Origin of the sequence: Motiliproteus sp. MSK22-1, from assembly GCF_001968815.1 — a bacterium.
In the GTDB taxonomy this organism is placed as follows: domain Bacteria; phylum Pseudomonadota; class Gammaproteobacteria; order Pseudomonadales; family Balneatricaceae; genus Motiliproteus.
This window is the reverse complement of record NZ_MIEQ01000059.1, coordinates 17,676-31,421: the sequence shown is the minus strand read 5'-3', so window position 1 is coordinate 31,421 and position 13,746 is coordinate 17,676. Positions and strand designations below refer to the sequence as shown.

General features: G+C 45.7%; 14 protein-coding genes, 1 tRNA gene and 1 pseudogene. 9 read left to right on the top strand and 7 right to left on the bottom strand.

The window, feature by feature from the left end; all coding sequences use genetic code 11:
- The 4 genes and pseudogenes from BGP75_RS17365 to BGP75_RS17355 all read left to right on the top strand — a co-directional run.
- Positions 1 to 173: IS3 family transposase (locus BGP75_RS17365; protein WP_143821101.1), on the top strand; the 173-nt coding region annotated here is incomplete at its 5' end.
- 175 nt (positions 174 to 348) lie between these two features.
- Positions 349 to 654, top strand: coding sequence for a hypothetical protein (locus BGP75_RS26845; protein ID WP_143821100.1), 306 nt, complete (start codon positions 349 to 351; stop codon positions 652 to 654).
- Positions 576 to 932: pseudogene (locus BGP75_RS17360) on the top strand (zinc-binding dehydrogenase); the annotation flags it as partial. The gene BGP75_RS26845 and the pseudogene BGP75_RS17360, both read left to right, overlap by 79 nt.
- A 74-nt stretch (positions 933 to 1,006) precedes the next feature.
- Complete coding sequence (locus tag BGP75_RS17355) at positions 1,007 to 1,969, top strand: PLP-dependent cysteine synthase family protein (RefSeq protein ID WP_076720136.1); 963 nt, start codon at positions 1,007 to 1,009, stop codon at positions 1,967 to 1,969.
- Positions 1,970 to 1,986: 17 nt separating this feature from the next.
- On the opposite strand, the gene BGP75_RS17350 is transcribed toward BGP75_RS17355, so the two are convergent.
- Positions 1,987 to 2,838 carry an AraC family transcriptional regulator gene (locus tag BGP75_RS17350; RefSeq protein ID WP_076720135.1) on the bottom strand — a complete coding sequence of 284 codons (852 nt, stop codon included), beginning with the start codon at positions 2,836 to 2,838 and terminating at the stop codon, positions 1,987 to 1,989.
- 932 nt (positions 2,839 to 3,770) lie between these two features.
- On the opposite strand from BGP75_RS17350, the gene BGP75_RS17340 reads away from it, so the two are divergent.
- The 3 genes from BGP75_RS17340 (at position 3,771) to BGP75_RS17330 (ending at position 5,836) form a co-directional block, all read left to right on the top strand.
- Positions 3,771 to 3,847, top strand: a tRNA-Asp gene (locus tag BGP75_RS17340).
- Between the two features lie 298 nt (positions 3,848 to 4,145).
- Positions 4,146 to 5,252: a DNA alkylation repair protein gene (locus tag BGP75_RS17335; RefSeq protein ID WP_076720133.1), complete on the top strand. Its 1,107-nt coding sequence runs from the start codon at positions 4,146 to 4,148 to the stop codon at positions 5,250 to 5,252.
- Between the two features lie 170 nt (positions 5,253 to 5,422).
- On the top strand, positions 5,423 to 5,836 hold the full coding sequence (locus BGP75_RS17330; protein WP_076720132.1) for a globin: 414 nt from the start codon (positions 5,423 to 5,425) through the stop codon (positions 5,834 to 5,836).
- Between the two features lie 57 nt (positions 5,837 to 5,893).
- Here BGP75_RS17330 and BGP75_RS17325 read toward each other — a convergent pair whose 3' ends face one another.
- Both BGP75_RS17325 and BGP75_RS17320 read right to left on the bottom strand, forming a co-directional pair.
- Entirely contained in the window at positions 5,894 to 6,316 is a 423-nt protein-coding gene (locus BGP75_RS17325) for a hypothetical protein (RefSeq protein ID WP_076720131.1), read from the bottom strand.
- Between the two features lie 147 nt (positions 6,317 to 6,463).
- Positions 6,464 to 7,150, bottom strand: a complete 687-nt coding sequence (locus tag BGP75_RS17320) for an OmpA family protein (protein WP_076720130.1) — start codon at positions 7,148 to 7,150, stop codon at positions 6,464 to 6,466.
- A gap of 285 nt (positions 7,151 to 7,435) precedes the next feature.
- On the opposite strand from BGP75_RS17320, the gene BGP75_RS17315 reads away from it, so the two are divergent.
- Complete coding sequence (locus BGP75_RS17315; protein ID WP_076720129.1) at positions 7,436 to 8,764, top strand: MATE family efflux transporter; 1,329 nt, start codon at positions 7,436 to 7,438, stop codon at positions 8,762 to 8,764.
- Positions 8,765 to 8,795: 31 nt separating this feature from the next.
- Here BGP75_RS17315 and BGP75_RS17310 read toward each other — a convergent pair whose 3' ends face one another.
- Positions 8,796 to 9,548, bottom strand: coding sequence for a pseudouridine synthase (locus tag BGP75_RS17310; RefSeq protein ID WP_076720128.1), 753 nt, complete (start codon positions 9,546 to 9,548; stop codon positions 8,796 to 8,798).
- Between BGP75_RS17310 and BGP75_RS27870 the strand changes: the two genes are divergently transcribed.
- Entirely contained in the window at positions 9,517 to 9,666 is a 150-nt protein-coding gene (locus BGP75_RS27870) for a hypothetical protein (protein WP_407067339.1), read from the top strand. The two genes, BGP75_RS17310 and BGP75_RS27870, sit on opposite strands and share 32 nt — an antisense overlap.
- Here the strand turns inward: BGP75_RS27870 and BGP75_RS17305 are convergent.
- From BGP75_RS17305 to BGP75_RS17295, 3 genes are all read right to left on the bottom strand, one after another.
- The gene (locus tag BGP75_RS17305) at positions 9,628 to 12,135 is read right to left on the bottom strand and encodes a bifunctional diguanylate cyclase/phosphodiesterase (protein ID WP_076720127.1); all 2,508 of its coding nucleotides are present in this window, start codon (positions 12,133 to 12,135) and stop codon (positions 9,628 to 9,630) included. The two genes, BGP75_RS27870 and BGP75_RS17305, sit on opposite strands and share 39 nt — an antisense overlap.
- A gap of 144 nt (positions 12,136 to 12,279) precedes the next feature.
- Positions 12,280 to 13,182, bottom strand: coding sequence for a DMT family transporter (locus BGP75_RS17300; RefSeq protein ID WP_076720126.1), 903 nt, complete (start codon positions 13,180 to 13,182; stop codon positions 12,280 to 12,282).
- Positions 13,183 to 13,402: 220 nt separating this feature from the next.
- Complete coding sequence (locus BGP75_RS17295) at positions 13,403 to 13,609, bottom strand: hypothetical protein (protein WP_076720125.1); 207 nt, start codon at positions 13,607 to 13,609, stop codon at positions 13,403 to 13,405.
- Positions 13,610 to 13,746 lie beyond the last annotated feature (137 nt).

Below are 13,746 nucleotides of genomic sequence, written 5' to 3'. Positions count from 1 at the left end.
GTTGTTACGATAACGCGGCAGCAGAAAGCTTCTTCGGTCTCTTAAAAAGAGAAAGGGTGAACAGAAGAAATTACAAAACCCGAACAGAAGCCAGAGCTGATGTATTTGATTACATCGAGCGATTTTATAACCAGAGGAAGAAGCGTAAGCTAACTCAGACTGCTCTTAACTGACTGTCTGAGATATCGGGGTAAAACCATATCTAGCCCAGTAGGCGTGGAAGAACATCCAATAATCCGCGCCGTATCTTTAATGCATAACCAGACAGATCACGATTATACAATCTATCAAAACTTACAAGTGGCATTCTCCTGGGACTGAAATAAAAAAGAATCCGAGGACCCTCCTGTGTACGAAAATTTTCAATCACACCTTTGCAACACTCTCGATCTAATTCGCAGTGATGGCTTCTATAAAGAAGAGCGCGTAATCGACAGCCCTCAAGCTGATAGCATTCGCCTCGCCGCTGGTCAGAATGCTCTTAACTTCTGCGCAAACAACTACCTAGGCCTGTCAAACGATGAGCGGCTTATCGAGGCGGCTAAACAAGGTCTTAATAATTATGGCTTTGGCATGGCTTTAGTTCGCTTACTGATGTCGGCCTTGAAATGTCAGGCGTTCCATCAGCCTTTGAATCCATGCTGGAGCATATGAATCATGGCGGCAAAGTAGCAATGCTCGGTATTCCATCAGTAAACAACGCCATTGATTGGAATCAGGTGATCTTTAAAGGCCTTGAAATCAAAGACATTTATGGACGTGAAATGTTTGAAACTTGGTACAAGATGGCTGCGATGCTTCAAAGCGGTTTGGATCTGACTCCAATCATTACACATAGCTTCCCACCGAGTAAATTCGAAGAAGGCTTCGCTACAATGCTATCAGGCCAGTGCGGCAAAGTAATACTGGATTGGGAAAGTGTTAACAGCTAGACCACTTATACCGATGCTGTGCGGCGAAAATCAGCCATTTGTTTGATACAAAAAATAATTAGCAAAGGTTTATTATGAGAAAAGTTCTAAATTCCACTGTAGAAGCTATTGGCAACACTCCATTAGTTCGTTTGGACCGTATTACAAAAGCATACGGCCTAAAAGGCACAATCTTGGCAAAGCTTGATTATCTAAACCCAGGATTTTCAAAGAAAGATCGTGCTGCCCTTGGAATTATTGAAGAAGCAGAGCGGGAAGGTGCCCTGACTCCAGGCCAAACGGTTGTAGAGCTTACCTCAGGCAACATGGGAACAGGCTTAGCAATCGTATGCGGTATCAAGGGATATCCATTCGTTGCAGTTATGTCAAAAGGCAACTCGGAAGAACGCGCTCGAATGATGCGATCGCTAGGTGCTGAAGTTGTTCTGGTTGACCAACTGCCGGACTCTATTCCTGGTCAAGTATCAGGTGGTGACCTTGAGCTAGTGGATCAAGTTGCTCAACAGCTAACCGAAGAACGTCAGGCATTCCGTGCTGACCAGTTCCATCGCGACGGTAATTGGTTTTCCCACTACAAAGGAACAGGCCCTGAAATCTGGGAAGCTACTAATGGCAACATCGATGGTTTTGCAGACTTTATAGGTTCCGGCGGAACCTATAAAGGTGTAACGAAAGCGCTGAAAGAGCTTAATAGCGAAATTCGTTGTTTTGCTGTTGAGCCAGAAGGCGCTGCTGCAGCTGCCGGTGAGACCGTTATAAATCCTGATCACCCTATCCAAGGCGGTGGGTATGTGATTCCTGACTTGAAGTTTCTTGATGAAATGCCAATTGATGGTTTCGTACAGGTATCTGGTGAAGAAGCTAAAAAAACAGCTTTAGAGCTTGCGAAGTATGAAGGTATCTTTGGCGGCTTCTCTTCAGGTGCGAATGTCGCTGCGGCTCTAAAACTGCTTGCCGGTGAAATGGAAGGTAAGACTATCGCTGTTGTCGTGTGCGATAGTGGTCTGAAATACCTTTCAACTGATCTTTGGGGATAAAAGGTTAGTCCTCTGATCTATTGCCGGGTCTGTGTCTTACTAAAACGTACGTACTGACCCGGCGTCACTCCAAAAGCATCCTTGAAGCGTCTAATTAAGTGGCTTTGATCGACAAAACCAACTTCCAATGCAACCTCCGCAGCAGGCTTTCCTTTTAACAGCAGCTTTCTAGCATGACTTAATCGTACGCTTGTCAGATAAACATTGATGGGCACTCCCATTTGCGCATAAAACGAACGCATCAAATGCGGCAAGCTTAGCTCAACCGAGGCAGCTACCTCAGAACCACTAATTGGCTCAAAATAGTGAGCATCAATAAACTCACGCGCGATCTCTACAGCACGATTTTCGTGACCAGGATTCCTGATATCTTTTGTTGGTAGCATGCATGTCAACAGCTCTCCCAACACTCTTATTAACTCTACTTCCTTGTCAAAGTCATTCCCACTTTCAGAGAATGACTTGTGCGTTTCCAGAAAGCGATTGTATAGGCCAGTATCCGACAGTAAGCCCACAGGCATTCGATCAAACGCAGGTTTACCATGAAATAAATCTGCACTGATTTGGTGAACCAAGTCACTTCGAGGATATATTGCTCGATAAGACCATCCATCGTTACTGGCGGCTTGTCCGGTATGAGCCACACCAGGAGGTATTATCAATACAGACCCAGCCTTTGCTGTTAATGTAGCGTCCTGAGCCTCAAACTGCTCTGCACCTCGCTCAAATACAGCGAGCACAAACTCCTCGTGAGCATGCCTAGAAAACCGATGCTTAATGCATTCAGCAGAAAGAAGATCAATGCCACCTAGCACGGGAACTTGCCAGTATTTAATATCGTCCTTCTTAACAGTTTGATTTGTACTCATAAAACATCACACAAGCTTTTGATAATTCATTACGTCCATCAATATATGCTAGTATAGCGGCTGGCAGCCCTTCGGACATCTGCTCAAGTTCAATAAATGCGCTCTTAATATCTCCAAAAAATGACCTACTCATAGATAGCTAAAACTCTAGCAGCTTTATTAGACTGTAAGCGAGCACACCGCTAAAAACAGGCCAGCCCAAAGACCGCGTCTTGCGCCAAATCAATAGCGTAGTGGCACCACCAAACACCTTTGCCCCCAAAGATATAAGGTCTAAGCTCGATGGGATCATTGAGACACCTGGCATTGCAGCAATCATTATCGGCCCAAGTATTGTCAACCAAACAGGCATCACTTTGCTAAGCATGCAATAGCAGCAGCGTCTGAGCTTATTATCTTGGGGTTGCAAGCCGTATCAAAAAAAGAGCATTCTATAACTAGCTCGGCTTGGGAGGCTTTCAAAGTGAAGTGGCTGGCGCAGAAAATTTACCCAGAACGGTAACTAGAAAATGCGCCTGAATAGCAAAAACATAAGACTTATCTTACTAAATAAGATTACAGGATCTATTTACTGGGTGGTCGGCTGGCCTTTTTTCAGCATGGTCTTTCACTCAAATCCGCACTATCCAGGAACTCCGCAAAAGTAGCGTTGCCCAAAGGGCGTTGATGGGGTTTCACCGCATTCAGCAGCAAGACCCGGTTTCGCCGTTTCGAAGAATTGTTCTATTTCAGTGTTACCCAGCGGTTCGGGAAAACCCTGTGGCTAAGCGGGACCCCTCTGGGAGGGTTACCGATGGAACACCAGCTTACTTTTACTGTTTCCTTTCTCTATGGCCAACTGAGTATGCGACTCCGTTTTGGGTTGTGTAGAGCATGTAAAAAAACAGTTGCATCCATACTGTCGGATGGGTATAGTCTGCCTCGCATTCAACGGAGCGGTAGTTCAGCTGGTTAGAATACCGGCCTGTCACGCCGGGGGTCGCGGGTTCGAATCCCGTCCGTTCCGCCAAATGCCTTTCTTATTATTCTTATATCCAGTCTTTCCTTTATTCTAGTGTTCTGACCGTTTCGTTTGAAAGAATTTTAACGGTTTCTGAATATCCTCAGATACAATATTTTTCAGTAATCATATTTAACTTTATGATCTATCCGTGCCATTTTTACGCGATCCGTACAGCTGATCCGGCTCTTGCTGATTAACTAACAGGTAGGATCTCTTTTCGGTCATGTCAGTCTACTGACATGACCTGTCAGTAGTGAGCAGTAAACTAGGCTTCATCTTCTTCAATAATGGAATCTATTGAATCATGGCTGAACTACTGAAAAACGGTTATAACCGAGCGTATATGGCAGAACTGGCAAGGGCTGTTCAATCTGTACATCCTTCTTTTGATCGTCAGGCATTTATTGACAGGGTGTTTGATCAGCACTGGACGAATCTGGAGCTGAAGGGGCGGATGCAGCATATCCGCCATTGTCTAAACGAAGAACTGAGCTTGCCCTATGAGCAGGCTCTCGTCATTCTAATGGCTATAGCGCCCAGGTTTGGCGGTTTTGAAGCTATGTTGTTACCGGATTATGTGGAGGCCTATGGTATCGATGACTGGTCCTCGTCAATGAAAGCACTAGAGTGGTTTACGCGATACTCAAGCTCGGAGTTTGCTGTGCGACCTTTCATCTTGAAGGATCCACAACGGATGATGGAGCAGATGTTGGAATGGAGCAAGGATTCTGATGAGCACGTACGACGGTTGGCAACAGAAGGCTGCAGACCTCGACTTCCCTGGGCACAGGCATTACCAATGTTTAAGCAGGACCCTTCGGCCATTTTTCCGGTTATTGAGCAGTTAAAGGTTGATCCAAGTGAGTATGTCCGCCGAAGCGTTGCAAATAATCTTAATGATATCGCTAAAGATCATCCCCAGCGTGTACTGGATTGGGCAGAGGAAAATATTGGTCAGCGAGAGGTGACTGACTGGATAATCAAACATGGATGCCGAACCCTGCTTCGACAAGCGAATGCTCGTGCTTTAAAACTGTTTGGTTTTGCTGATCCTTCCCATGTGGAGGTCAGGGAGCTTGTTACCGAGTCAGCATCGGTAGAAATTGGGCAAGCGTTGACTCTCAGTTTTAAGCTGCTCTCTCAATCGAAAGCGATTGGTCTGGTTCGGGTTGAATACGGTATCGAGTTTGTTAAAGCCAATGGAAAAACCTCGGTGAAATGGTTCCAGGTATCCGAAACAACAATACCAGAGAAGCAAAAAGTTTATCAGCGCCAGCATAGCTTCAGGCAGATGAGTACTCGTACCCATTACGCAGGCACCCATCAGTTGAAGATTCGAATCAATGGGGATGAGAAAGCCAGCGTTAAATTTGCGGTAGTTTGTCCTGATGAGGAGGTCTTGGTCGAGTAAGTATTCGGCAATGGAGCGATCAAACGGGTTGTAGATTATTTGGGTTGCCTGAAAATCAAAGACTGATATTGATGCCTCAATTTGTGGGATTAGGTTGCTGATTAACCATTCCTGTCTTAAATTGATATATGTTTGCAGGTTTCCTAATTAAACCCTATGAGAGTTGCTGCATGGATTTCGAACATATTTTCGATAGTAGCTACTCCCGTGTCCTTGCGGTTACATACAACAAACAAGGCTTCTTCGAGACATTTTATCAGCGTTTCGTTGTCGCTGATGAAAAGGTATCAGAACTGTTTAAGAACACTGATATGGCGCGTCAGCAAAAGTTGCTGGAGAGTTCCGTCTATTTCTTAAGGGATTTTTACACCACAAGCTATGCTGATGATGTTCTGCAAAAAATAGCGATATTACATAGCAAGCGAGTATTGGATATACCCCCAGCACTTTATGATCTTTGGTTAGAGGTACTGCTTTCAACAGTTTCGGATTTTGATCCGTTGTTTGATGAAAACATAGAGCTGGCTTGGCGATTGGTACTTTCAGCAGGTATTACATTTATGAAGTTTAAGCACAATCATTAGTATTTATCGGTATTTTCAGGTTGATACTTGTGTGGCAGAGATTGGCTTAGGGAGTTGCTAACATTCTGCCATACCTTGCTGGACGGCATAGGCTGTACCGCCAATGTTGACCCGTCCGTTGTTCTGTAAGTAGATCGGAAAGCCTCCTTGTTCCCCATTATCATTTTTATATAACAACATTATTTGGTTGTTGTATCGTTGAACATCCCAGTTACCCATAAGAGTGTTGTTAGAGGCACCGCCTGCCATACCGGGAACTGACCAGCTACCTTCCCTGTAGTATGTGAATCTGCCGTTGCGGCATAGATTGATTACTGTAAGGGTGCTATTTGAGCTAATGGCCGAGCCGGAGTAGGTGGTAAGCTTTGCTCCACTTAGTCCCTGTTTCCACTGCTGGATGAGATTGTCTGCTCTTAACGTTGGAGATGCCAATAAGAGGCTGATCAGAATGACCGTTGATAACTTTGGTGCAAAACTCATTGTGGTTGCTCCCTCCATTATGTTTTGAGTGCAGGTTGGGTTTATGGAGAGAACTCAAGAGACGATATGATTATCATCTCTTGAGTCTTAATGGAGCCTATTACCTTTGTTGACGAAGAGCTAGGGGGAGTACAGAAAAATTCGGACCTAGCTAATAGGCTGTATCCACAGTTCAACCCGGCGGTTTGCTGCTCTACCGTTAGCAGTAGAATTGTCGGCGATTGGTCTGGATTCTCCGTATCCTGCAGTTCTTATTCGTTGGGCGTTTAAGCCCTTGCCTGTCAAGTAATAGGATACGGATTGAGAGCGCTGTTGAGAAAGGCTTCGGTTTGATGCCTCAGAGCCAACGCTGTCAGTGTGTCCATCGATATTAAGTTGTGTCTGGTCATATTTCTTGAGAACCGTTGAAACCCCATCCAATACTGAATGAAAGCTGGTTGCCAGATGGGACGAACCGGTTTTAAAGGTGATATTCCCGGGCATTACCAGTTGAATCTGATCCCCATGGCGCTCTACTTGGACGCCTGTTCCTTCAAGATAACGGCGAAGCTCTGCTTCCTGTTGGTCCATATAATAGCCCACACCACCACCGACAGCGCCACCAACCAAAGCACCTGTCAGGATACCTTTTTTCCGATCTCCCTTGCTGGAAGTGGCTGCACCCAAAACAGCACCGGCAACGGCGCCGATACCGGCTCCTTTTGCAGTATTACTGGTTTTTGACTCACCGCTATAGGGATCAGTTGTCTGTGCCGTCGGGGCGACTGTTTGACAGCCTGATAACAGTGCGAAAGAAGTGACAATTGCAGTGGATAATCGGATATGGTGTTTCATAATTTTCCCTAGTAGTACAGAAACCTTATAGTAAGTCTCTACGTATCGATTTTGAACCCATTTTTTGACTGTCTTTCGAATTACGGGATTGGCTACTCAGGTTTTAGTCGCCGCCCTTTATTATAAGTTCAGTGTTATTGACTGGTCAGTCATTGGATAGTCCGTGGTTGGGTAGCAATTCATTGGATCGCAATAACTTCAGTGCAGGACTGCGATAAGGTTCTGTACCGGTTAACAATGCTATACTCGCGGCCATTCTTTTTCAGGCGTTCTAACGTAGAGTCCATGGTTTCTAAACATCAGATAGCTTTTACAGAGGGACCTGTTGCCAGGCAGCTTTCAGCCCTTACTTTGCCTATGGTATGGGCGATATTGGCGTTAATGTCCTTTAATGCCGCAGATACTTTTTTTGTTGCTCAGTTAGGTGATGAACCGCTGGCAGCGATGAGTTTCACCTTTCCCGTGGCGATGGTGTTGACCAGTGTAGCTATTGGTCTTGGCGCTGGAATGTCTTCCGGTATCGCACGGGCGTTGGGCTCGGGGGAATCAACTCAAGCTTGTCGCCTGGCGACTGATGGAGTGAGCCTGTCATTGCTGATTTCTGTATTTATCGCGGTTTTAGGCTGGTTTAGTATCGAATGGATATTTTCCTTGCTTGGGGCGGGAAAGGAGTTGTTGCCCCTGATTCGAGAATATATGGAAATCTGGTATCTGGGGGCTCCGGGGCTTATTGCACCAATTGTTTGCACTGCCACATTAAGAGCTAATGGTTTGAGTCGATTACAGAGCTATATCATGATCGGCTCTTCATTGGCCAATATCCTTCTGGATCCTATTCTTATTTTTGGTTTGTTGGGGGCTCCTCGGTTGGAATTGGCGGGGGCGGCGTTAGCAACTGTTATTGTTCGTGCATTTACGCTGCTGGTATCGCTGTGGATTATGCGTCGAGTAGGTATCTTAGGGAACCCCTTTAATCGATGCGATTTAGTCTGGCAATCCTGGAAAGCAATTTTTCATGTAGGTGTTCCGGCCACGGCAACCAACGTGATTATTCCTTTGTCCAGTGCCATCGTGGTCGCATTAGTCGCTCAGTACGGTAGCTCGGCAGTTGCAGGATATGGAGTTGCAAGCCGAATAGAGATGCTGGCGCTTATTTGTTTCTACGCACTGTCTAGTATTGTCGGACCTTTCTTTGGTCAGAATCAGGGGGCCAATAAGATTGATCGCCTTGATGAAGCTGCTCGGGTTATTCTGCTATTTTGCCTGTCTTGGGGCTTGTTTTTGGCATTGGTTCTTTGGCTGTTTTCGCGATCTATTGTTGAGCAGTTCAGTCAGTCGGCAGAGATTATCCAGGTGGCGGTTACTTACTTGAGTATTGTTCCGCTGAGTTATGGAGCCTACGGATTGGTGATGTCAATAAATGCAGCCTTTAACGGACTGGCCAAACCTATGCCTGGATTACTGATCTCTACCTCCAGGGTATTGATTATTTATCTACCCCTGGCTTTCCTGGGGCAATGGCTTTGGGAGCTACCGGGACTGTTTGTGGGAGCTGCGTTAGCAAATTTGATTTCCGCAGGATGGGGTTATCAATGGCTTAAGCGTTATCTTTGAGCTGAAAAATGGCTATAACAACAGGATTTAGTTAGCAGAAGAGGGGGATTGTAGCCGAAGAATTAATAGTGGAAGGGATAATCGTAGCAGGGACTGCAGTAAAACTGATTTCTTCCGGTGTCAGGGCTCGATATTCTCCTGCTGCCAGGGATGGATCTAAGATGATAGACCCCATGCTTTCCCTGTGTAAGGCGGTAACGCGGTTATTAAAGCGGCCAAACATTCGCTTGACCTGATGATAGCGCCCTTCGAAAAGTGTTAACCTGGCTAACCGGTCATCGAGGATTTTCAACTCAGCAGGCTGTGTGGTTATGCCTTCATACTGGAAGTACATGCCTTGTCTGAAGGCCTCAATATACTCCGGGTGAATCACATCTTCGGTTTCAACGCGATAAACCTTGGCTATTTTCTCTTCAGGCTGGGTGAGTCGACGGGACCACTTACCATCATTGGTAATCAGCAGAAGTCCTGAAGTATTGAAATCCAAACGCCCTCCAATATGTAATTGCCGTCGAAAAGGTTCATTGACTCTTTCCATAATCGTAGGATGTTTGGGATCACTGGTTGCGCTCAGGCAGCCGCAAGGCTTGTTTATCATCAGGTAGTGGGCAGTTTTGGATTGCAGGGTTTTGTTATCAAAAGTAACTTCTGTAAATTCATTAATATCCAGACGCCCCTCCGTGACTGTTTGTCCAGCAACCTTTGCCATGCCTTGAGCCAACATCAAACGAATCTGTTTGCGGCTGAATTCGGTGTTGTTAGATAAAAAACGATCAAGTCTCATCGGTGTATTATTTCATAGTTATCTTTTTTCAGGGGAATCCAGGAGCCAGAGGGCTCAGAAAAAGATGGAGATTGTCCGGTTAAAAAAGATTGAGGTTTTGGCCCGCTGCATTTCTTAAACCTTCGCGCTTGTTAAAATAAGCCGGGATTTGTTCGGCTGGAAGTGGTTTGCTGTAGAGAAACCCCTGTACCTCATCGCAACCTTCTGCAGCCAGAAAATCCTGTTGCTCAGTTGATTCGACTCCTTCAGCAATGATTTCCAGCTGCAGACTGTGTCCAAGGGCAATAATGGCTTTAACAATAGCCTCGTCGTTACCATCATTCGGAACATCTCGAACAAAAGACTGGTCGACCTTGAGGCGATGAATTGGTAGTCGCTTCAGGTAGCTTAAAGAAGAGTAGCCAGTTCCAAAGTCATCAATTGCCAGGGTTACCCCCAATTCTCGAAGTGCCTGCAAGGTCCGTATTCCCTCATCAGCCTGAGTCATGATAAAGCTTTCAGTGACTTCCAGCTCCAAGCGCCTGGGATCGATACCTGAATTGCCGAGGGCATTTTTGACAACGGTAACAAAGTCTTCTCGCTGCAATTGAGCGCCAGAAACGTTAACGGCAATACGGTCTATTTGTACTCCCTGCTTAAGCCAGTGGGCAAATTGTTTGCAGGATTCTTCTACCACCCAGCGGCCGATGGGTAATATCAGGCCGCATTTTTCAGCCACAGAGATAAAACGATCGGGTGGAATCATACCTGCTTCCGGGTGCTGCCAGCGAAGCAGGGCCTCAACACCAACGGCAATGTTCTGATGGAGGTTTATCTGTGGTTGAAAGACTAAACTCAGCTGCTCTAGAGCAACCGCTTCTCTTAATTGATTTTCCAGCCACACACGCTCAAAAGCCGAAGTCGTTAACTCTCGCGTATAAAACTGAAAGTTGTTACGACCCTGATCCTTGGCTCGGTACATTGCTGCATCGGCATTACTGACTAAAGTGGTACTGTTATTTCCGTCATCAGGAAATACGCTGATGCCGATGCTGGCAGAAAGGTGAAATAGCTGGTTGTCGATGGTTACAGGAGTGCGGATAGCGTTAAGTAATGTGTCTGCAACGACAGCGGCTTCTTGAGGATTATCCAGCTCTTCAATGATAACGGTAAACTCGTCTCCTCCGAGACGAGCAACGGTGTCCTCCTCTCGGATAACATCTTTTATACGCCGTGCTATCGCCTGAAGTACGCGATCGCCGACCGGATGTCCAAAGCTGTCGTTGATATCCTTGAAACCGTCGAGATCAAGAAAGAGTACTGCTACAGAATGATGATCGCGACGTGCTTTGCTCATGGCGTGATCGCAACGGTCATGGAATAGCAGACGATTGGGAAGCTCGGTTAAAGAGTCGTAGTGGGCCAGTTGGGCGATGCGCTCTTCAGCTTCCTTTCGTTCGGTTGTATCAGAAAATATAACGATATATTGAAGGATCTCGCCAGTTTCATCACGCACGACACTGATGTTGTGCCAGGTACTGAAAATGAAACCCTCTTTATTTTTGATCCAGATTTCTCCTGACCAATGATCCATGGTCTCTATCTGCTGCCAAATTGCAGAAAAGAATGTTCGGTCATGCCGGTTTGAGTTCAACATTCGGGTTGAGCAGCCGGTTACCTCGCTCTGGGTAAAGCCAGTGATATCGGTAAACGCCTGATTAACCCTGAGTATCTGACGTGATGCGTTGGTTATCAGAATACCTTCACTGGTTCCGTTGAAGGCGCTGGCCGTTAGCAGCAACTCTTTACGTGCCTGGTGCTCCTCAGTGATATCAGTAACCAGGCCTTCCAGAGAGTTATTTTTTACGCTGATAGTACTGGTATAGCGAAACCATCTGACAGTCCCGTCCAGCCGGTACAGCTCAGACTCAAAGTCATCGACTCTTCCGGCACGGGCAAGTTCTGCCAGCAATCGATCCCTGTCTTTACTGTGTACGTAATGCTTTGGAGCAAGATAATCGGCTATCATCTTTTCTCTGGATGGGTAACCGAACATTTGTGCAAGTCTTTCATTACATTCAAGCAATTGACCCGTAGTAATATCAGTCCGGTAAAAACCAACAAGTTCATTCTCAAAGATACTCTGGTAGACCTGTTCCCTGACGCTGGTTTTATTTTCCTGCTCCTGTTGGTTGGAAATATCAAGGAGGGTTATCAGGGTTTCTCCGCTAGTTTCAGATGGCTGCCCAAGATGGATTTGAACGGGATGCTGATTACCATCAAGGCTGATAGCAAATAACGTTCGTTTATCTGACTGAAAAAGTGCTTGTGCCAGTAAATTGGATAAAGAGTCAGGAGCGGATTGAATTTCGATGGATGTATCAGGTGCTGTATCTGCAGCTGAGATTGAATTGAGGGAAGGGAGTGTGAACGGTTCTATGGTCAGCAGTTGAGTCAGGTGGATAGATGATAACTGTTCGATATGCCGGCCAAACAAAGAACCCGCACTTTTGTTTGCTGCTCTAACTACACCCTTGCGGTCGACAGCCAGAACTGTGATCGGGAGTTGATCTAGGAAAGACTGCGGTACGGTAGTTTGAAGCTTCAACCTACTGATCCCTTACCATTGTTAGAATGCTAACCATTCTACCGGTTTTTTCAGGGCTTTGTAAAAACCCTGACTGGAATCGGTTGAACAGAAAAAACGTTTTAGGAATAGGGAGTTGCTGTATTTACCTGGCTGAATTTTCTCTCAGGCCTGAACCAGGCTTGTTTGCTGCTGTTTGGGTTGCCACTGACTCAATATCACTCCACCCAACACCAGTGCTGCGGCAGCCATCTGTTGAACGTTGAGAGTTTCTTTCAGAATCAGATAAGCCATTAAAACAGTGAAAACGGGAATAAGATTGACGAAAGCAGACGCCTGACTGGCCGGTATTTTTGAAACCCCCAGATTAAACAGACCATAGGCACCAATGTTGATCAGCGTTCCCAAATAAATAATGGCAATGATTCCCACCGGTTCTATCGTTGTTGGTAGCTGGGTACTTGGCAGGAGCAAACTGGGGAGAAAAAACAGACTGCCACAGAATGCCTGGATGGCAGTGAGAAACCAGCAACTGTATCGGTCTGATAAGTGCTTCAGGCAGAGCGTATATCCTGTGGCACATAGCATGGCGCAAAACTCAAGGAAATTGCCTAACATCGGATTCGGGGCGCTCTCAGTTTGTTCACCAGATAAGCTCAACCAGATGGCACCCGTAATGGCAATGGCAAATCCAATCCAGGCTTGCATCTGTAGTCGCTCCTTGAGTAGCCAGTAGGCACCTATCGCAACTAAAAGGGGAAAAAGAGCGGTGATCATGCCCGCTTCAGATGCGGTAGTGTTTTCCAGGGCCATCGCTTCAAAAATAAAATAGAGACAGGGCTCGCAGAAAGCCATCAGCAGCAGGTATTTCCAATCCCCCTGGCGATAGCTGAAATTATTGATATAGCGAAATACCAGCAAAAAACAGACAGACGCTATCGCCATGCGACCAAAAATCACAACCATTGGATCATAAACACTAAATGCCAATTTCAACGCAATGAAGGAACTGGACCAGAGTATCATTGCCGAGAATAAACTAAGCATGGGTAAATAACGGTTGTTCATAGAAGACCTGGAAAAACAGGAGGCTGATTAAATGTCAGGAAGCACTGTAGAGATCAGGATGAATCACTTTTACAGGCGTTTCTGATTCTTTCACGCGAAGTTGTACAAAAGGCCTTCAGGATAGACTCTTCAGTAGTGAAGTAAAATTAATAATGCTTATCAGTCATTAATAAAAATAATTCTGTTGATCCTTAGTCCTTCTATTGCTGGTACGTGATCATCAAGATTGTCGGTATTTGATAATCAAATCGATGATCTCCAGGTCGCTGGCGACAGCGGCCAGGGACTCATTCATTGAGCGCCGTTGCGGAAGCTGGATATTGAAATTGTCTTTCAGGATTTCTGTGACTTGTTCATCAGAATTTGGGTCAAAGTCCTTTCCAGCAAAAATACAGATTCGCTGGAGCATAAATGCCTTGCTAGTCATTAATTAGGTATCCGGTTTTTATTTGAAAATGCTTGATCATTTTGAATAGAGCCATTAACAAATGGCCCTTATTGCTTACATATACAGGGCTGACAGCCTGAGGAATTTCTCATCGCAACCCTTGTCCAGATTACAGA